Annotated in this window: 14 protein-coding genes; 3 read left to right on the top strand and 11 right to left on the bottom strand. The window is 64.9% G+C overall.

The features are described 5' to 3' along the window. Positions 1-437 precede the first annotated feature (437 nt). A complete protein-coding gene (locus IGX34_RS20020) occupies positions 438-1,328 on the bottom strand; it encodes an aldo/keto reductase family oxidoreductase (protein WP_192557516.1) in 891 nt (296 codons plus the stop codon). Positions 1,329-1,562: 234 nt separating this feature from the next. On the opposite strand from IGX34_RS20020, the gene IGX34_RS20015 reads away from it, so the two are divergent. Both IGX34_RS20015 and IGX34_RS20010 read left to right on the top strand, forming a co-directional pair. Beyond that, a complete protein-coding gene (locus IGX34_RS20015; RefSeq protein WP_225737643.1) occupies positions 1,563-2,474 on the top strand; it encodes a LysR family transcriptional regulator in 912 nt (303 codons plus the stop codon). Between the two features lie 81 nt (positions 2,475-2,555). Continuing rightward, positions 2,556-4,046, top strand: a complete 1,491-nt coding sequence (locus IGX34_RS20010; RefSeq protein ID WP_192557515.1) for a GGDEF domain-containing protein — start codon at positions 2,556-2,558, stop codon at positions 4,044-4,046. 15 nt (positions 4,047-4,061) lie between these two features. Here the strand turns inward: IGX34_RS20010 and pgaD are convergent, their stop codons facing one another. The 8 genes from pgaD to murJ all read right to left on the bottom strand — a co-directional run bounded on the left by pgaD (position 4,062) and on the right by murJ (position 16,375). Beyond that, positions 4,062-4,490 carry a poly-beta-1,6-N-acetyl-D-glucosamine biosynthesis protein PgaD gene (gene pgaD, locus IGX34_RS20005; protein WP_192557514.1) on the bottom strand — a complete coding sequence of 143 codons (429 nt, stop codon included), beginning with the start codon at positions 4,488-4,490 and terminating at the stop codon, positions 4,062-4,064. Then, positions 4,487-5,737, bottom strand: a complete 1,251-nt coding sequence (pgaC, locus tag IGX34_RS20000; RefSeq protein ID WP_192557513.1) for a poly-beta-1,6-N-acetyl-D-glucosamine synthase — start codon at positions 5,735-5,737, stop codon at positions 4,487-4,489. The genes pgaD and pgaC overlap by 4 nt, the downstream gene beginning before the upstream one ends. Further along, complete coding sequence (gene pgaB / locus IGX34_RS19995; RefSeq protein WP_192557512.1) at positions 5,734-7,608, bottom strand: poly-beta-1,6-N-acetyl-D-glucosamine N-deacetylase PgaB; 1,875 nt, start codon at positions 7,606-7,608, stop codon at positions 5,734-5,736. Before pgaB ends, pgaC begins: the two co-directional genes overlap by 4 nt. Positions 7,609-7,610: 2 nt before the next feature. Continuing rightward, a complete protein-coding gene (gene pgaA, locus IGX34_RS19990) occupies positions 7,611-9,644 on the bottom strand; it encodes a poly-beta-1,6 N-acetyl-D-glucosamine export porin PgaA (protein ID WP_192557511.1) in 2,034 nt (677 codons plus the stop codon). A 442-nt stretch (positions 9,645-10,086) separates the two neighbouring features. Beyond that, positions 10,087-10,572, bottom strand: coding sequence for a signal peptidase II (lspA, locus tag IGX34_RS19985; protein ID WP_192557510.1), 486 nt, complete (start codon positions 10,570-10,572; stop codon positions 10,087-10,089). Positions 10,573-10,748: 176 nt separating this feature from the next. Further along, entirely contained in the window at positions 10,749-13,604 is a 2,856-nt protein-coding gene (gene ileS, locus IGX34_RS19980) for an isoleucine--tRNA ligase (protein ID WP_192557509.1), read from the bottom strand. A gap of 193 nt (positions 13,605-13,797) precedes the next feature. After that, positions 13,798-14,751, bottom strand: coding sequence for a bifunctional riboflavin kinase/FAD synthetase (locus IGX34_RS19975; RefSeq protein WP_192557508.1), 954 nt, complete (start codon positions 14,749-14,751; stop codon positions 13,798-13,800). A 16-nt stretch (positions 14,752-14,767) separates the two neighbouring features. Then, positions 14,768-16,375: a murein biosynthesis integral membrane protein MurJ gene (gene murJ, locus IGX34_RS19970; RefSeq protein ID WP_192557507.1), complete on the bottom strand. Its 1,608-nt coding sequence runs from the start codon at positions 16,373-16,375 to the stop codon at positions 14,768-14,770. Positions 16,376-16,658: 283 nt separating this feature from the next. Here murJ and rpsT point away from each other — a divergent pair, with 283 nt between their 5' ends. After that, positions 16,659-16,922, top strand: coding sequence for a 30S ribosomal protein S20 (rpsT, locus tag IGX34_RS19965; RefSeq protein ID WP_192557506.1), 264 nt, complete (start codon positions 16,659-16,661; stop codon positions 16,920-16,922). A 357-nt stretch (positions 16,923-17,279) separates the two neighbouring features. Here rpsT and IGX34_RS19960 read toward each other — a convergent pair whose 3' ends face one another. Further along, positions 17,280-18,011: a copper homeostasis protein CutC gene (locus tag IGX34_RS19960; protein ID WP_192557505.1), complete on the bottom strand. Its 732-nt coding sequence runs from the start codon at positions 18,009-18,011 to the stop codon at positions 17,280-17,282. Then, entirely contained in the window at positions 18,011-19,072 is a 1,062-nt protein-coding gene (locus tag IGX34_RS19955) for a glycosylasparaginase (RefSeq protein WP_192557504.1), read from the bottom strand. Before IGX34_RS19955 ends, IGX34_RS19960 begins: the two co-directional genes overlap by 1 nt. Positions 19,073-19,187 lie beyond the last annotated feature (115 nt).

The following is a 19,187-nucleotide window of genomic DNA, read 5'->3' as shown; positions in this document are numbered from 1 at the left end:
CACGGTTCGGCCGCATAGCGCGTTGAATTATCGGCCACCGGCTCCTGAAGCTGTCCTGCCAGCCATCCAGGATGTACATCTGAAGCTCGCTGCTTAAACTAACCCTACATCTGGACCAGTTAGTGCAGGCCACTCAATGGCTACCGAACTCGATACCGATAGCAAGGAAAAACGCAGCGCGTGCCGACCGGGCACGCGCATGCTGAAGGAGGCTGCGGAGCCAGCCAGGGGCTTACCAGATTGGCCGTACGCCTCGGGCATGTGCAGTCGCTTCGCGGAACAAGTCCGAATTCGTGAAACACGAAGCGTAGCTGCGGCGATGGTCGCCAATGAACACGAATTTTCTGGAGCTTGGCGATCCGAGGCATATCTGAAAACCTCGAACTTTCCAGCGCCTTATGCGTCGATGCCAATCATCCGATTCGCTAATCAGAGTACTAATGCGACGGCTGATCACCTTCCTGTACCAGCGATGCCAGTTCGGCCAGCACATCGTCAGTCAAACGCAGCTCCGCGGCAGCAAGATTTTCGCGTAGATGCGCCAGCGATGACGTTCCCGGAATCAGCAGAATGTTCGGTGCGCGCCGCAGCAGCCAGGCAAGCGCCACTTGCATCGGTGTCGCGTCCAGCTTCTTGGCAATAGCGGAAAGCGCCGAGGATTGAATCGGAGTGAAGCCGCCCAGCGGGAAAAACGGCACGTAGGCAATGCCCTTCCCGGCCAGCTCATCCACCAGCGCATCGTCCGCGCGCTGCACCAGGTTGTACTGGTTCTGCACGCACACGATGGACGCGATGCCCTGCGCTTCGGCGACCTGGACAGAGGTGACATTGCTCAGGCCGATATGCCGTACCAGTCCTTGCTGCTGCAGCTTGGCCAGTGCTTCCACCTGGCGTGCGATCGAGCCTTCGCTGGGTGCATGGATGCTGCCCATGATGCGCATGTTGACCACGTCGAGCACATCCAGGCCGAGGTTGCGCAGGTTGTCGTGCACGCCGCGCTCGATGTCCTGCGGCTCCGACGCCGGCAGCCACTCGCCCGCACTGCCGCGCACCGCACCGAGCTTGGTGACGATCAGCAGATCATTGGCATACGGATGCAGCGCTTCGCGTATCAGCTGGTTGGTGACGTGCGGGCCGTAGAAGTCGCTGGTATCGATATGGTCGACGCCGGCAGCCACGGCTTCGCGCAGCACGGCGATGGCGGCGACATGATCCTTGGGCGGACCGAATACGCCGGGGCCGGCGAGCTGCATGGCGCCGTAGCCCATGCGATTGACGGGGCGGCCAGCCAGCGGATAAGTGCCGGCGGCGGTGGAAAGCTTGGACATGGGGATCTCCTGGGTAAGGGATTCGAGCCTGAGGTTTGCCTGCGCGTGCGCCTGCAGTCCGCAGCAAGCCGTTACGTGGTTCTGGTCTTCAAAATCACCTCGCCGTCACTCCGGCGAGGCCTGTTACCGCCCTCCAGAAACAGCGGACAAACCTCGGGGCTCGATCACTATGCAGCACAAGCCTTTGTCAGATAATCCATGGCAATGTGCACGGGTTGTGCGAATAATCAAACAATGGCCCTGGAATTCAACGATCTCGCCGCCTTCCTTGCCGTCGCCCGTGCCGGCGGATTCCGCGACGCCGCGCGTGCCGGCGGCGTCTCCGCCTCCAGCCTCAGCACCGCCGTGCGCCGGCTGGAGCTGAAGCTGGGCATGCGCCTGCTCAACCGCACCACCCGCAGCGTGGCACCGACCGAGGCGGGCGCGCGCCTGATCGAGCGGCTGGCGCCGGCCCTGGCCGAGATGGAAGCGGCGCTGGACGTGCTCAACGGCTTCCGCGACAAGCCCGCCGGCACCCTCAAGCTCAACGTGCCGGCAGGGGTGGCGCGCATCGTACTGCCGCCCCTGCTCGCCGCCTTTATGAAGCGCTATCCCGATATCCGGGTCGAAGTGGTGGTGGAAGACAGTTTCGTCGACTTGCTCGCGGCCGGCTGCGATGCCGGCATCCGCTACGACGAGCGGCTGGAACAGGACATGATCGCCATCCCGATCGGCCCGCGCCTGCAGCGCTTCGCCACCGCGGCGGCGCCGGCCTATCTGGATGCGCACGGCCGGCCGCAGCATCCGCGCGACCTGCTCTCGCATGCCTGCCTGCGCGGCCAGTTCGCCAGCGGCGCCATTCCGCCGTGGGAGTTCGAGCGCGATGACGAACTGATCCGCATCGACCCGAGCGGGCCGCTGCTGGTCCGGCTGGGCGCCGCGGTCGATCTTGCAGTCAGCGCCGCCGTGGCCGGGCTCGGCGTGATCCATCTGTACGAAGACATGCTGCGCCCGCATCTGGACAGCGGTGCGCTGGAACCGCTGCTGCAGGAATGGTGGCAGAACTTCTCAGGGCCCTTCCTCTACTACCCCGGCCATCGCCATCTGCCTGCGCCACTGCGTGCCTTCGTGGATTTTGTGAAGGACAGCAACGCGGCCATCACATAGGCCATCCCTGCATGGCTGCATGATCGGGCACATGCATCGGGGCCTCGCCAATGGGGCGAACAGGCTCTAAGGTAATCGGGCATGCCCAAGGCCATCGCCGCCCCCTTGACAGTGCTGCTCGCTACCGCGTTCGTGCTGCTGCACGGCGCGATGATTTCCTTTGCGGGAATCCATGCCATCGCCGCGTCGTATACGTTCCTGATCGCCGCCCCATTGCTGGCGCTGGCGGCGGTGATCTGGCGCGGCAAGATCGAAGGCTTTGGGCTGTCGCGCGGCTGGAGCCTGCTGGCGGCCAGCCTGGTGCTGTGGACGGCCGGCATGGTCATCAGCATGCAGGAGGATCTGTTCTTCGCCAACAGCAATGCCGCACCGGGCGGCAGCATGTTGTTCTACGTGCTGTATGGCGTGCCGATCTTCTATGCCGTGGCCACCGTCGGCGGCGATGCCGGCAGCCGTCTGCAGCGGGTGATCGATGCGGTGCTGGTGATCACCCTGGGCTATCTGTATTTCGCCATGATGTTTTCCTGGGTCAGCCTGCAGGGCGCGGCCAATCCGATGGCGGCGCATGTGATCGCCGACATGTTCGATATGGAAAACGCGTTTCTGGCCTTCACCACCGCCATCCGCTTTCTTTCTTCCGACACGGTCGCACGCCGTCATTTCTTCGGTGTGCTGACCGCCTTCACTTCGACCTATGCGCTGGTCGCCGCCTATTACAACCACCATGTCGCGCTGGATGTGGCGCAAAACATCGGCAGTCATTACGACCTGGTCGCCGATGCGCCGTTCCTGCTGCTGATGGCATTGGCGTGGCTCGGTCCCTCGCGGTTGTCGCGCGGCCTGAATCCGCCGCTGGGCCTGGTGCGATTCGTGCGCAGCGGCAGCCCGTTGCTGCTGGCGCTGGCGGTGCTGGTGATCGCGATCCTGCTGTTGCGCCAGCAATTCACCCTGGGCGTAGCCGGCGTGATCATTGCCGTGCTGGGCTACGGATTGCGCAGCATCCTCAGCCAGGTGCAGCAGATCGAAACCGCCGACGTGCTGCGCCGGGATCGGCGCATGTTCGCCGAGATGGCGTTGCGCGATGGCCTTACCGGGGTGCCGAACCGGCGTGCGTTCGAAGAAGCGCTGGAGCGCGAATGGCGGCTGGCCTTGCGCAGCCAGCAGGCAATTTCCCTGCTGCTGGCCGATATCGATCTGTTCAAGCAATACAACGATCGCTACGGACATCTTGCCGGCGACGCCTGCCTGCGCGAAGTCGCCAGCGTGTTGCAGCAGGCGCTGAAGCGCCCGGCCGATATGCTGGCCCGCTATGGCGGCGAGGAATTCGTGCTGGTGCTGCCGAATACACCCGGCGCGGGCGCCGGCAATGTCGCCATGCGCCTGTGCAAACAACTGAGCCGGCTGCAGCTGCCGCACGATGACAGCCCCACCCGCTACGTCACCATCAGCATCGGTGTCGCCTGCGTGGTACCGACCGAAGGCGCGCAGCCGAACGACCTGATCTCCGCCGCCGACCGCGCGCTCTACGCGGCCAAGCGCAACGGTCGCAACCGGGTGGAACGCACGGTCTGAAGCGCGCTCCTGCGCTTACAGATACAAACCGCCCTGCTCGTTGAAATGCACCACCGCACGGCGGCTGGCGCGCAACTGCTGGGCGGTATGCAGCGAGGCATCCAGTGCCGGCGCCATTTCCTTGATATCGACGACGCGATTGGCACGGCGCTTCTGCTTGCCGGCAAAACGCATGCGGTTGTAGAAGGCCCAGGCCCCCAGCGACAGCGCCGCCACCATGGCCAACGGCAACACCATCGCCAGGTCGCCGGCCGCGCGGAAGGGATGATCCAGGCCCAGCTTGATGTACATATCCTGCAGGCCCAGCAGCCACGCCAGCAGGGTCAGCAGCGGCAGCCACAGCGAGATCCACAGGGTCCAGGCCAGCATGGTGATCACGCCGGAGGTAAGGCGTTGCAGCGGCTGCTGGCGCTCCGGGAAGTTGATGATGGGATCGGCTTTCATCGCACACCTCGGTCGGGACTGGTCCATACGGCGCGCGTACCGCGCCGCTTGAACATGGCTTTGGGCAGCGCCACCACCGAGGTGGCGGTGGTAAGCATCCAGAACGCAATCGGGTACCAGATCATCCAGTAGTAATTGCGTCCGATACGTTTTTCGTAGCGGCGGTCGATCAGCAGGCTGATCAGGAACTGCAGCATGCAGATGATGCCCAGCACCACGCCGTTCCACTGCGGCAGCAAGGTCGGCACATGCAGCGACGGCGGCAGCGGCAGCACCATGCCGAGCAGCCACAGCGTCACCATTAACGCCATCACATACGACCAGATCATGCTGATCAGGTATTCCGCCGCCACCATCCACATGCGCCGCTGGCGCCAGCGCATCAGCTTGGTCGCATAGCGCAGCAGCACTTCCGAGCCGCCCTGCGCCCAGCGTAGGCGCTGCTTCCACAGGCCGCGCAAGGTTTCCGGCATCAGGATCCAGCACATCGCATTCGGTTCGTAGCGGATTTCCCAATGGCGCATCTGCAGGCGCCAGCTCACGTCGATGTCTTCGGTCACCATGTCGGTGTTCCAGTAGCCGACATCGTGCAGCGCCACTTTGCGGAAGGCGGCAATTACACCGGAGACGGTGAAGATGCGTCCGTATACACGCTGTGCGCGCTTGATCAGGCCGATGATCGAAGAGAACTCGCCCACCTGCAGCTTGCCCAGCAAGGTGGAGCGGTTGCGGATGCGCGGATTGCCGGTCACCGCACCTACGCGCGAACTGGACAGCAGATGCGTCATCAGCCAGTGGGTGGCATAGCGATCAAGCAAGGCATCGCCGTCCACGCACACCAGGTAATCGCCCTTCGCCGCCAGCGTGGCCGTGCGCAGGCCCATCGCCTTGCCCTGGTTGCTGGACAGATGGATCACGCGCAGCTGCGGATACACCTTCATCAGCTCGTCGAGCTGGGGGCCGGTGTCGTCGGTGGAACCGTCGTTCACCGCGATGATCTCGAAATCCGGCCAGGTCTGGTCGGCCAGGTTCGCGATGGTCTCGCGCACCTGCTCGCCCTCGTTATGGCAAGGCACGATCAGCGACACCATCGGGTACGAGGCGAGTGACGGCGGCTTCACGCGCGCGGGTTCGCGCCGTTCCCAGCGCAGGAAGTAGAGCAGTCCGCCGCTCATCCACAGCAAGGACATCGCCAGTGGATAAAAGAAGGCAAACGCAAGGAGGATATGAATGATGCCACCGATCATCGTGATGGCTCCGGGTAGGGATAGTCGGCAGCCGAGATCGATGGCCGAACGAGGTTCAGCCGCGGCTGGTTCTTGATGAAATCGTCCGGGTAGTAGCCCAGATGACGCACGCCCTCCGTCTGCAGCAGTTCGATCCGGTCGTCCATGCGCGCCTCGTCGATCGGCTGGTCGTTGCGCCAGTCGTGTGAGGCCAGTTCGAACAGGGCGCGATCCAGTCCGTTCGGTTGCGCTTTCACACGCGCCACCAATTCGCGGTACCAGGAACGGCGATCGCTTTGCTGATCCAGCTGGGGCATGGCCATGATTGCAGTGAGGTCATAGCCGGCCAGGAACGCGGGCAGGCTTTGCGCAAACCACGCTTCGGCCGCCGGATCAAAAATCGGACGCGTGTAGATATTGCGTGCCGTCTTGATCTGCGGGCGCCAGCGGCGCACACGCTCGGCCAGCGCGTGGGTGAAATCGATCAGTGCCTCGGTGCGTTGCGCGGGCGACATGCCGGCCCAGGGACCAAGGTTGTCGGTATCGCGCAGATACGCATCGTCGGAGAACAGCAGGCCGGCTTCGTCCGCATGCATGGCGAGATCTTCGTAGACATCGCCGATCCATTGCTTGACGCGCGGATCCCACGGCGCCAGCCGGTAGTGATCGCCGCCGGGCTTGGGCTCGCCGGCCAGCGACGGCAGTTGCGGCGCATCCGGGAAACGGAAGGCCAGCACCGGCATCCACGCATAAACCCGCACGCCGGCACGCGTGCGCAGCTGCCACTCCACGCGCGAGAACAAGTCGGCGCGCATCGGCAGATGGCGGCTGGGGAAATACACGGCCTCGGCTACGCCATCGCCCTTCGGATCGGCATAGGCCTGCAGCCACACCTGCGTCGGCTGCATGCGCTTGATGCGGTCGAGCAGCACGGACAGGTTGCGCTCCTGCTGCTTCGGATCGGGATCGTAGACATAGTCCAGATCCACCTGCACCGCGCGTACCGGATCGGTGCGCTGCTGGTGGCGGATCAGCCAGCCCAGGCGATTGGCGCTGATATTGCCGCTGATCAGAAGGCGCGGAATGGTGCTGTCGATCTGGCCGTCGGGCAACTGGTCGCCCAGGCTGAAGGACAGCGGCATGCCCACGCTGGCGGCGACCTGCACGGCAATCTTGTTGTACGAACCGTAAGGCCACACGATCGCGCGCGGACGATGGCCGATTTCCTTGGCGATTTCGTCGGAGCTGTGCTGCAGATCGGTGCGCAGGCGCGCGATGTAGTCGTTCTCGCTTTCGTAGCGATGGCCGTCCATGTCGTAACGCAGGGTGGTCACCGACGGCATCTGGTTGTTCTGCGGATTGCCGGGAATACCCATATGCAACTGCCAGGTATGCGAGGCGAATTCCACCAGGCCGGATTTCTGGATCTCGCGCACCTGATCCCAGCTCATAAAGCAGTCGCGCGTGCACTGCGCGCCGTTGTAGGCCATCTGCTGGCCCGCCGGCATATCGATCCAGGACCCGACCAATGCCGAAACCGCCGGGTAGTTGTACGCGCGCAGCAAGGGATACACGCGCGTGTAGAACGATTCCAGGCCGTCGTCGAAGGTGAGCAGTACTGCGTGCGCAGGCAAGGCCGGCCCGCCACGCGCGGCCTGCACCACCTGCTCCAGGCTGACCATGTGGTAGCCGTTGCTCTTGAGCCAGTCGAACTGGGCAATCAGGTGATCGGTGCTGATCGCATCCGCATCGTGATCGCCCAGCGGATCCACGTCATCGCGCACGTTGTGATAGGTCAGCACGATAAAGTCGGGCTTGGCCGGCGCCAGCACGGCCGCCTGTGCCAGGCCGGCGCACAGCATCAAGACAAGGGTGAGTAGCAGTCGGCGCATCGTCACTCTCCCCAATGCACGGTCAGGTCCAGCACGACACGCGATTCGTGCCGGCCGTCATAGGGTTGGTAATGCCAGCTCACGCCCCAGCCGAAACGCAGGCCGAATTGCGGCTGGAAAATCTGGCCGTAGCGCACGCTGGCCATGGCGCCGGTGCCGTAGTTGAGTTCCTGGTAAGCACCCAGCGCCACGTCGATGCGTTGCGTCCAGCTGCGATCCTCGTATTGGCTGAGCAGGTTCTGCAGGGAGCCGGTGAAGGCCAGGGAATGATCGCTGCGCGGATTGAAATACGGCCGGTTGTCTTCGCTGTTGTGCGAGCCGCCCACTTCCACGCCGCCGTCGAAGGTAAAGTTCGGCGCGGTGTGCAGGCGCTGCACAAAATCGCCCAGCCAGCCTTCGCGCAGATTGCCGTCGGTGAAGCCATCGCGGTACACCGCCAGCCGCGCCGAAGTCAGTTCGCTCGGGCGCCACTGCACGGCGGTGCTGACCGAATTGCCGGTGATGCCGTAGTACTGCGCACGCAGCGGGATGTCGTTGCTGGCGCTGTTCCAGTCGGTGGACCACGACCATTGGTCGTTGATCGCCCAGGTGAAGCCGGCGGCGATATCCGTGCGCTTCACGAAGCGATCCGCCGAGGGCAGCGCTTCCACATAAAACTGCAGCCCGTGCAGATAACCCTGCAGTCCCAGGCCCGCGCGTTCGCGCGCAACATCACCCTCCGGCAAGCCGGCGGTGGCGTATTGCGCAATCGCCAGCACGCGCCAGTGATCGGCGAGCAAGGGACTGGCCAGCGTCGCCTGCGTTTCCTGGTCGCGATCGCCGTAGTCGGGGCTGTTGCCCCAGCCGTTGTCGTGAGTGAGATCGAACTGCCAGCCGCGATAGCGATCCCACGCGGTCTGCGCATCCTGCACACGGCCGCTGCGCCCGGCTTCGGCCTGCGCCTGGGCGAGATCGGATTGCTCGGCCGCAAAGTCGTACAGCGCCTGGTGCGCCGCGGCTTGGTCGAGCGCGGCGTTGGCGTCGCGTTCGTCCAACGTATCGGCGATATGCAAGGTCTGCAGCGCGCGGCGCGGCCAGCCGCGGGCGAGCTCGGCCATGGCCAGCTGGCGGCGCAGGTCGGCGTTGCCGGGGGCTTCGGCGCTCATCGCGGCCAGTTCGTCGTAAGCCGTCTTGAGCAGGCCTTCATCTTGTTCGATCGAGGCGGCATTGCTGTCCGCGTCGACCTTACGCTGATTGCGTGCATTGCCACGCGCATCGCGCAGGTGCAGCCAGCGCGCCTCGCCGGCGGCCAGCTTGTGGATGGTGTCCAGCGCATCGTGCATGCGGCCGGCCTGCAGGTAGGCGTAGGCCAGGCCGATACGCGGATCGACTTCGCTGGGATCGTACGGACCGGGGTCGCGGCGGATGCTGTCTTCGTACAACGGAATGGCTTCGCGCGAGCGGTGCTTCTGCATCAGCGCATCCGCCACCGCCTGCTCGGCATACGGCGGCAAAGCCACGCCCTGCTGTTTGAGCGTGGCGTAGTGGCTCAGCACCTGGTCGGCGCGATCGGCCTGATCCAGTACGGCAAGCAGGTCGAAGCTTGCACGCAAGCGGATATCGGCGGGCGCGTTCGGATCGTTGGCCAGTTGCTCAATGCCGGTCGCGGCCCTGTCGGCCTCCGCATAAGGCTGATGCGCATCGGCCGGCTCACCGCGCGCCCAGCGCACCTGATGGGCGTCGTAGTCGGCCTGCAGGCGGTAGTGCTCTTGCGCATCGACCGGCAGCGCCGTGCCCAGTTCCAGCGCGCGCGCAGAAGCCCCCAGCTCGGACAACAGGGTGACGTTGAGCGCCCGCGCATCTGCGTTGTCGGGCCAGCGCGCCAGCACTTCCTGGCAATACGCCAGGGCTTCCACGCGCTTGCCCGCATGACGCGCCGCCTGCGCCTGGGCCAGCAGGCTGCCGGCGTCGGCCGCCGCCTGCGCGCAAGCCGTGCCGGCCGCACCGGCCAGCGTCAGCATCACGAGCAAAGCGATCGCGGTGCGGCGGACCGGCACGCTGCGCTTCCTGGTTGTGAATTCAATGAACATGCGAACGCCTGCATCTGCCATGCAATGGAGTCAACCGAGGAATCCCCCGTTTTGGTGCTGCGGTTCGCCCCCCGGCCGCCCTCAGCCTTGCCTTTGCGGTAAGTCGAGCAAGAAGCGGGCCATTTGTGATGTAGATCACATTTTTGGAAGGTGACGGCCTTCGCTCCGGCCGCACGCCCTGCAGAAGGGCCGGCCCAGGCATGACCCGGCGCAGCGGGTTGCCCACCCGCGTCCGAATACGACCTACTGTGCGCAATCGCCAGTCTGCCGGGCCTTGCCAATTAAACGTTTGTTGCAATACCACCCGTGCCGCAGCAATCACCCGTCGCCCCTGACGCGCTCGATGTGCGTGAAAAAATAAAGGCCTGTACGTGACAGGCCCGTTGATATACGCAAACTTGCATCGCGCTCAGCGCGCCTGCGGCCGCAAACCGAACAGGATCAGCAGCACCGCCCCCACGGTGATGCCGCAATCGGCCACGTTGAAGGTGGGGTAATACCAGTCGCGGTAATACACCTGGATGAAGTCGGTGACTTGCGAGGCGTGCAGCCGGTCGATCAGGTTGCCCAGCGCACCGCCGATCACCAGCGCCAGCGGCAGGGCCGTGCGCCATTCGCGCCGCGCCGTGCGCAGCAGCCACACCACCAGCGCGCCGCTGATCACCAGCGCCAGCAGCACGAAGAACCAGCGCTGCCAGCCCCCGCTGTGGGCCAGGAAGCTGAATGCCGCGCCGGTGTTGAAGGCCAGCGTCCAGTTGAGCAGGCCGGGGATCACCGGGTGCGGCAGGCCCTCGGGCTGCAGCGCGGTGAGCGCCCACCACTTGCTGAGCTGGTCGAGGGCGATCACCAGGGTGGAGATCAGCAGCCAGGGGAGTGCGTTGGGTTTGGGGTGCATAGGCGTACTCGATTACATGGCGTGCCGAAGAATGCCCCCTCCCCTACGTGCAGTAGGGGAGGGTTGGGGTGGGGTGAAGCCAACCTCGCCTTGAACCTGAAGAACGCGGCAAGCTCGTACAACCCCACCCCAGCCCTCCCCTGCCAAGCAAGGGAGGGAGTTGGTTTGCGGTGACGTTAGAACCAGCGCCGATCCTCGCCCGGCCCTTCCACATTGCTCACGCAGCGGCTGCAGATCTCCGGATGTTCCGGATGGCTGCCCACATCCTCGCGCCGATGCCAGCAGCGAATGCATTTGACCGCCTCGCTCACGCTGGCCGCCACCTGCACTTCGCCGTCTTCCAGCGGTACCGCCGCGGCATCGGCCGGACGCTCCTGCAAGGGCGCCACGCGCAGCTCGGAGGTGATGAAGAAGAAGCGCAGCTCATCGCCCATCGCGGCATAGCGCGCCGCGGTGGCGGGATCGGCATGCAGCACCAGCTTGGCTTCCAGCGCCGCGCCGATCTTCTCGGCCCGGCGCATCTCTTCGAGCACGCGCGACGCGGTCTCGCGCATGGCCAGCAGGTCAGCCCAGTAGCGGCGCTGCTCAGGCGAGTTCTGCGTGTTCACCAGGCCGTCGTACCAGGTTTCGAACAACACGCTTTCGCTGCGCTGGCCCGGCATGTGCTGCCAGATTTCTTCCGCAGTGAAGGACAGTATCGGCGCCAGCCAGCGCACCAGCGCCTCCAGGATGCGGTACATCGCGCTCTGCGCACTGCGCCGGCCGAGGCTTTCGGTCGGCATGGTGTACAGGCGGTCCTTGGTGATATCCAGATAGAGCGCGCCCATTTCGTTGGTGCAGAAGTTCTGCACGCGCTGCACGATTTCCGGAAAATCGTAGCGCTCGTAGGCGGCGACCACTGCCTGCTGCAGTTCGTGCGCCTGGCCGATCGCCCATTGATCGAGCAGCAGGCTCTGCTGCACCGGCACCAGTTGGGTGACCGGATCGAAACCGTCCAGATTGCCGAGCAGGAAGCGCGCCGTATTGCGGATGCGGCGATACATGTCCGCTACGCGCTTGAGGATCTCCTCCGACAGGGACATCTCGTAGCGGTAGTCGGTGGATGCCACCCACAGCCGCAGGATGTCCGCGCCCATGCGATTCATGATGTCCTGCGGCTCGATACCGTTACCCAGCGACTTGGACATCTTGCGGCCCTGCGCATCGACGCTGAAGCCGTGCGTCAGCAACTGCTTGTACGGCGGCTGGCCATCGAGCATGGCCGCGGTGAGCAGCGAGGAATGGAACCAGCCGCGATGCTGGTCCGAGCCTTCCAGGTACAGATCCGCCGGGAAGCGCAGCACATCGGCGTGCGAGCCGCGCAGCACATGCCAGTGGGTGGTGCCGGAATCGAACCACACGTCCAGCGTGTCGCGATTCTTCTCGTAGTGTTCGGCGTCGGCGCCGAGCAGCTCGGCCGGCTCCAGGCTCTGCCAGGCTTCGATGCCGTGCTGGTCCACCCGCTTGGCCACCTCTTCCAGCAGCTCGGGCGTACGCGGATGCAGTTCACCGCTTTCGCGATGCACGAAGAACGCCATCGGCACGCCCCACTGGCGCTGGCGCGACAGCGTCCAGTCGGGACGTTCGGCGATCATGTTGTGCAGGCGCTGCTTGCCCCAGGCCGGGAAGAACTGGGTGGCTTCCACGCCTTCCAGCGCGGTTTCGCGCAGCGTCTTGCCGCCGTCCTTGGGCGTGAGGTCCATGCCGGCGAACCACTGCGAGGTGGCGCGGTAGATGATCGGCGACTTGTGCCGCCAGCAATGCATGTAGCTGTGCCTGTACTGGTTCTGGTGCAGCAGCGAACCGGCCTGCTCCAGCACTTCGACGATCTTGGGATTGGCCTTCCACAGGAACATGCCGCCGAACAGCGGCAGCCACGACGCATACACGCCGTTGCCCATCACCGGATTGAGGATGTCGGCGTCCTTCATGCCGTGCGCCTTGCACGACTGGAAGTCTTCCACGCCGTAAGCCGGCGCGGAGTGCACGATGCCGGTACCGGTATCGAGCGTGACGTAATCGGCGAAGTACACCGGCGCCACGCGCGCATAGCCCGGATCCACCGCATACAGCGGATGGCGGAATTTCAGATCGCCCAGCGCCTGCCCCGGCACCGAGGCGACGATCTGCCCTTCCAGCCCGTAGCTCTTGAGGCATTCCTCCACCCGCTCGGTGGCCAGGATCAACAGGCCGCGGGCGGTATCGACCAGGCTGTAGCTGAATTCCGGATGCAGGTTCAGAGCCTGGTTGGAAGGGATGGTCCACGGCGTGGTGGTCCAGATCACCAGCTGGCCGTTCGGCTTGGGCAGTTTTTCCAGGCCGAACGCCTTGGCGACCGCCGCCGGATCGTCGAAGGCAAAGCCCACGTCGATGGCGATGTCGGTCTTGTCTTCGTATTCCACTTCCGCTTCGGCCAGCGCGGAGCCGCAGTCGAAGCACCAGTTCACCGGCTTCAGGCCGCGGTAGATGTAGCCCTTGCGCAGCAGCTCGGCCAGCGCACGGATTTCGCCGGCTTCATTTTGCGGCGCCATGGTGAGATAGGGACGATCCCATTCGCCGAGCACACCCAGGCGCTTGAAATCTTCCTTTTGCTTGTCGATCTGCGCGGTGGCGTAGGCGCGCGCCTTGCTCATCACCTCGGCGGTGGGCAGGTTCTTGCCGAACTGCTTTTCGATCTGGATTTCGATCGGCATGCCGTGGCAATCCCAGCCCGGCACATACGGGGCGTGGAAGCCGGCCAGCAGCTTGGACTTCACCACCACGTCCTTGAGGATCTTGTTGATCGCGTGGCCCAGGTGGATCGCGCCGTTCGCATACGGCGGGCCATCGTGCAGCACGAACATCGGCCGGCCCTTGGTCTGGGCCTGGATCTGCTGGTAGCGCCCCACCTTTTCCCAATCGGCCAGCCAGCCCGGCTCGCGCTTGGGCAGGTCGCCGCGCATAGGGAAGCTGGTCTGCGGCAGGTTGATGGTGTTCTTGTAGTCCTGGGTCATCGCTCGGTTGCCGTGTCTACGGTGGGCCCGCTTCGATGCCTGGAGGGGGAACCGAAGCCTCGTGCTATTGCTTGCCGCGCGCGGCGGCAAGCGCACGCGCTTCGGCGAGATGCGTCAAATAATAATGATCGCCGCGACCGCGGTTGCGGGCTCGGTGCGCTGGACTGGCAGGGATTGCAGGGTCTTCATGCCGTTACGCGTCGATCAGGGTGGGGTTCATGCCCAGGATCTCCCGGGCTGAACGTGCATCATGACTCATTTGGACCTTTAATGCGTCCAATCCGTCGAATTTCATCTCGTCGCGCAGCTTGGCCACGAACTCCACCGCCATGCGCTGGCCGTAGAGGTGGCCTTCGAAATCGAACAGGTGCACTTCCAGCAGCGGCTGGGCCACCTGGTTGACGGTAGGACGCACGCCCAGGCTGGCCACGCCCGGCCAACTGCAGGCGCTTTCGCCCAGGCCGACCCGTACCGCGAAGATGCCCTGCACCGGGGTGACCCGCTCGCGCAGATGGATATTGGCGGTGGGGAAACCCAGCGTGCGGCCCAGCTGGTTGCCGTATTCCACCTTGCCCTCGATCACGAAGGGCCGGCCCAGCAAGGGCGTGGCTGCGCCGAAATTGCCGGCCGCCAGCAGGGCCCGCACCCGGCTCGCCGACACCCGCTCGCCATCGAGCGATACCGCCGGCATGGTGCGGGCGGCAAAACCACGCTCGGCGCCGATGCGCTCCAGCATGGCGACATCGCCGGCACGCTTGTGGCCGAAGCGGAAATCCGCGCCCACCCACACCTCGCGCACGTTCAAGCGCTCGATCAGCACGCGCTGCACGAAATCCTCGGGCGACATCGCCGTCAGCGCCTGGTTGAAGCGCAGCAGCAGCGTGTGCTGCATGCCGGCGGCGGCGAAGCCGAGCAGCTTCTCGCGCACGCTGGACAGGCGCGCTACCGGCTCTCTGGAAAAGTAGGCGCGCGGCAGCGGCTCGAAACTCACCACCATCGGCGCGCAGCCGAGTGCCTGCGCCCGTTCGCGCACGTCGTTCAACAAGGCTTGGTGACCGCGATGCAGCCCATCGAAAGCGCCGACCGCAACCACACTGCCGCCGGGGGCCAGACACGGCCCCGCAACGTCCCGGGACAGTTTCATCATCGGCCAAGTATAGCGGTCAGTCGTGTTGCAATTCGCGCAGGCGGAAGCCCAATGCGAAAAGAACGATCACGTAGGTCGCACCGCCGGCCACCACCAGCAAGGCCAGTCGCCACACGCGACCGATCACCTGCAGCTGCGTCCAGTCTGGCCAGTACCAGCGGCCCAGCAGCAGCACCGCGACCATCGCCGCACAGGCCACACCCAGGCGCATGACATGGCGCGCCCAGCCAGGCTGGCGTTGATAGATCGCGGCCTGCCGCAACCAGCGCCACAGCAGCAGCAGATTGATATAGCTCGCCACCGCGCTGGCCATGCCCAGCGCCAGATGCAAGCCGGGTACGCGCGACAGGCCGTCGAACAACGGACCGGACTTCAATGCCGGCGGCGCCCACCACGCATACAGCAACAGCAGGAACAAGGCATTGAGCAGCATATTGGTGAGCAGCGCCGCCACGCCGGCACGCACCGGCGTGCGCGTATCGCGCCGCGCATAGAACGCCGGCAGCAGCACTTTCACCATCGCGTAGGCCGGCACGCCGAAGCTCAGCGCGGTCACCGACAGCGTCGCCATGCGCGTATCGAACGGGCGGAACTGGCCGTTCTGGAACAAGGTCGCCACCAGCGGCTGCGCCAGCAGCATCAGGCCGAACATCGCCGGCACTGCAATCAGCAAGGTGGTGCGCAGGCCCCAGTCCAGCGCCTTGGAAAAACCGTCATGATCGGTCGCCACGTGATGGCGCGACAGCGACGGCAGGATCACCGTGCCCAGCGCCACGCCGAATACACCCAGCGGCAATTCGAGAAAGCGGTCGGCCTGCGACAGCCACGTCTGCGAACCGGAAATCAGCAGCGAAGCGATCACCGTGTCGAACAGCAAATTGATCTGCGAGACCGAGGAACCGAACAGCGTCGGCACCATCTGGCGCATGATCCGGCGCACGTCCGGGTGCCGCCAGCCCCAGCGCGGCAAAGTCAGCAGATCCAATTGGCGCAAGGCCGGCAATTGGAACAGCACCTGCAGGATGCCGGCCGCGAACACCGCCCAGCCCAGGGCCAGAATCGGCGTGTGCAGCCAGCGCGACAGCCACCATGCAGCGGCGATCATGCACAGATTGAGGATCACCGGCGTCAACGCCGGCAGGCCGAAGCGATGGAAGCTGTTGAGCGCACCGCCGGAAAGCGCGGTCAGCGAAACGAACAACAAGAACGGGAAGGTGAGCCGCAGCAGCTCCACCGTCAGCGCAAACTTGTGCGGCTCATCCACCGCACCCGGCGAAAACACCGTCGCCACCTGCGGCGCAAACAACACGCACAAGGCCGTCACCACCAGCAGCACGCCGCCCAGGGTGCCGGCCACGCGCGACATCAGCTCCTTCAGCTGCGCATGCGTGCCCTGCTCTTTCACTTCAGTAAACACCGGCACGAAGGCGGTGGAAAACGAGCCCTCGGCAAACATGCGGCGCATGAAGTTGGGAATGCGGAACGCCACCCAGAACGCGTCGGTGGCGACATTGGCACCGAACACGTGGCTGATCGAGATATCCCTGAGCAGCCCCAGCACGCGCGAAACCATGGTCATGCTGCTGAAGGAGAGCAGGCCGCGGAGCATGCTGGGGGATTTCATGCGGGGTGTGGGTCTCGGCGCCGGGTTCGGGGGCGAATCTTGCCAGAAGGCCCGGCTTTCTCCCGCTTTGCTGGGGAAAAGGGTTGGGATGAGGGGCCAACCCCGTCATAATGGCGGTTCGTCGCCGCGCCTTGGTAGGCACGGCACCGCCAATGCGGCCCTCACCCGGCCAGGCGGCCCGCCTGCTCCCGCAGGAGCCGGGACAAGTGCTTGACCTATCGGCAAATTGCCGCCATAATTACCGCCTTTTTCCAACCCCAGCTAATTCATTCGGAGTTTTACCTTGGCTAACATCAAGTCCGCGAAGAAGCGTGCGCGCCAGTCCGAGCAGCGCCGCCTGCGCAACGTCAGCGCCCGTTCCATGGTGCGCAGCGCCCTCCGTAAGGTCGTCAAGGCTATCGAAGCCAAGGACAAGGACGGCGCCGTAGCCGCCTTCACCGCCGCTCAGCCGGTGATGGATCGTTACGCCGCCCGCGGCCTGATCCACAAGAACAAGGCTGCTCGCCATAAGAGCCGCCTGAACGCCAAGATTCGCGAACTGGCCTAAGGGCTGGTTGGCTAAGAGGGTTGGCGAAAAGCCGGCGGAAACGCCGGCTTTTTCGTGTGTGATGGCCCTTTTCCAAGGGAAAGGGCGGCCGGCGGAAACGCCGGCTTTTTCGTGCGCGCTCTGCTCCCTCTCCCCTGCGGGGAGAGGGCTGGGGTGAGGGGGCAATCTTGCGCCGCGGGCAGTTCAAAGCGTCGCTCCGATGCGGATCAACCGCGAGCGTGTCCCCTCACCTCGATCCTCTCCCCACAGGGGAGAGGAGGAAGAGCGTAGGAGCTCGGCTCCCTCTCCCCGCAGGGGACGAGGAGGAAGAGCGTGGGAGCTCTGCTCTCTCCCCTGCTGCGAGGAGAGGAAGAAAAGCTATGCCTCGCTCAATTCCCGCCGCATCGCCCGCACCTCATCCACACTGGTCCGCTCCGTATCCGGCGGCAGATCCTTCAGCGCCGGATTGAGGTAACGCATCCCCGACCGATGCACCGCACGCGCCGACCCATGAAACTCATGCGCCCGCGTCAGCCGCACCACCTCGGCCAGATTTTGCGAGCGGATCCCCGCCCCCGCCATGATCGAGATGCGCCCCGCCGCCTGCTCCACCAGCCCGGCAATCACCGCAGCACCAGCCAGGGCATTCGCACATCCGCCCGAGGTAAGCACGCGCTCGCAGCCCAGCGCCATCACCGCATCCAACGAACGGCGCAGATCCGCACTCGCATCGATCGCACGATGGAACGTCACCCCGGCATTGCCCGCCGCAGCAACCAGCTCGCGGCAACGCGGATCCACCGCACCGTCGGCATCCAGGGCGCCGATTACCACGCCTTCGAAGCCAAGCTGCACGCAGGTCTCGACATCGCGCCGCATGATCTCGAATTCGGCCTCGTCGTAAAGAAAATCGCCGGCGCGCGGACGCACCAGCACATACACCGGAATGCGCACGCGATCGCGCACCACCGCCAGCATGCCTTGGGACGGCGTGATGCCACCCTCGGCCAGACTGCTGCACAGTTCGACGCGATCGGCACCGCCCTCCTGCGCAGCCAGTGCGGAAGCCAGCGAACCGGCGGCAATTTCGAGCAAGGGTTGGCTGGACATCAGGTGTACGTCGTCTGGTAAAGGCTGGGCGAGGCGATCAGGCGGTCCTGCTGCTGCACATCGCACACGGCGTAGGTGAAACCCTTCTGGATTGCATACGCACCGCATTCGCCGTCGCGATTAAGAGCGAGGAAACCGACCTGCATGTCCTTGGTCGCCTCCGGCCGCTTCTTCACGATGCGATGCACCGCTTCTTCGCAGGCTTGCTGCGGGCTGCGGCCCTGGCGCATCAGCTCCACCACCAGGAAGCTGCCGGCATTGCGGATCACTTCTTCGCCTACGCCGGTGGAGGTCGCCGCACCCACTTCGTTGTCGACATACAAACCGGCGCCAATGATCGGGCTGTCGCCCACGCGGCCGTGCAGCTTCCACGCCATGCCGCTGGTGGTGCAGGCACCGGCCAGGCGGCCGTGCGCATCCACCGCCAGCATGCCGATGGTGTCGTGATTGTTCTTGCCGCCGGGCATGCCGAGATTCTGCACGGTGCGGTGATAGTCGAGGTTTTCGCTATTGGCCACCGGCGTGTACTTGGCGGTCTTGAGCCATTCGTGCCAGGCCTTGGCCGATTCGGGCGTAAGCAGGTCTTCTTTCTTGAAGCCTTCCTGCAAGGCGAATTCCAGCGCGCCGTCGCCGACCAGCAGCACGTGCGGGGTGTCTTCCATTACCTTGCGCGCCACCTTGATCGGATGGGCGATATGTTCGAGCGCAGCCACCGCGCCGCAGCGGCCGTCGCCGTCCATGATGCTGGCGTCCAGGGTGACCTTGCCGTCGCGATCCGGATAACCGGCGCGGCCCACGCTGTGATTGCGCAGATCCGCTTCCGGCACCAGCACACCGGTTTCCACCGCATCGAGCGGATGGCCGCCATTGCCCAGCACTGTCCACGCCGCCTGGTTGGCCGGCACGCCGAAATCCCAGGTGGAAACCACGCGTGCACCCACCCCGCCCGGCACCTTGCCGGACACGGACAATGCCGCGGTAGCTGCGCGCGACAGGCGCGGCAGGGCCAGCGCGGATGTCGCCAGCAGGGAGGTTCTCAGGAAATCGCGGCGGTTGCTCATCGGGTTCTCTCTATGGCGGTGAAAGCCTGCGGAACGTGCATGATGCGCGATCCATGCAGCGCAGGGGTCGTGTTATGCCATAGGTCACCCGTGCAGCGGGTCAAACCGCCGCGGT

The sequence above is a fragment of the Dyella acidiphila genome, assembly GCF_014863405.1.
Classification (GTDB): domain Bacteria; phylum Pseudomonadota; class Gammaproteobacteria; order Xanthomonadales; family Rhodanobacteraceae; genus Dyella_B; species Dyella_B acidiphila.
Note: the sequence above shows the minus strand (reverse complement) of the source record. Positions and strands in the feature narration are given on the sequence as shown.

Coding starts and splice junctions, on each gene's coding strand:
- IGX34_RS20020 (WP_192557516.1), bottom strand. CDS start 1,328: ATGTCCAAGCTTTCCACCGCCGCCGGCACTTATCCGCTGGCTGGCCGC.
- IGX34_RS20015 (WP_225737643.1), top strand. CDS start 1,563: ATGGCCCTGGAATTCAACGATCTCGCCGCCTTCCTTGCCGTCGCCCGT.
- IGX34_RS20010 (WP_192557515.1), top strand. CDS start 2,556: ATGCCCAAGGCCATCGCCGCCCCCTTGACAGTGCTGCTCGCTACCGCG.
- pgaD (WP_192557514.1), bottom strand. CDS start 4,490: ATGAAAGCCGATCCCATCATCAACTTCCCGGAGCGCCAGCAGCCGCTG.
- pgaC (WP_192557513.1), bottom strand. CDS start 5,737: ATGATCGGTGGCATCATTCATATCCTCCTTGCGTTTGCCTTCTTTTAT.
- pgaB (WP_192557512.1), bottom strand. CDS start 7,608: ATGCGCCGACTGCTACTCACCCTTGTCTTGATGCTGTGCGCCGGCCTG.
- lspA (WP_192557510.1), bottom strand. CDS start 10,572: ATGCACCCCAAACCCAACGCACTCCCCTGGCTGCTGATCTCCACCCTG.
- ileS (WP_192557509.1), bottom strand. CDS start 13,604: ATGACCCAGGACTACAAGAACACCATCAACCTGCCGCAGACCAGCTTC.
- IGX34_RS19975 (WP_192557508.1), bottom strand. CDS start 14,751: ATGATGAAACTGTCCCGGGACGTTGCGGGGCCGTGTCTGGCCCCCGGC.
- murJ (WP_192557507.1), bottom strand. CDS start 16,375: ATGAAATCCCCCAGCATGCTCCGCGGCCTGCTCTCCTTCAGCAGCATG.
- IGX34_RS19960 (WP_192557505.1), bottom strand. CDS start 18,011: ATGTCCAGCCAACCCTTGCTCGAAATTGCCGCCGGTTCGCTGGCTTCC.
- IGX34_RS19955 (WP_192557504.1), bottom strand. CDS start 19,072: ATGAGCAACCGCCGCGATTTCCTGAGAACCTCCCTGCTGGCGACATCC.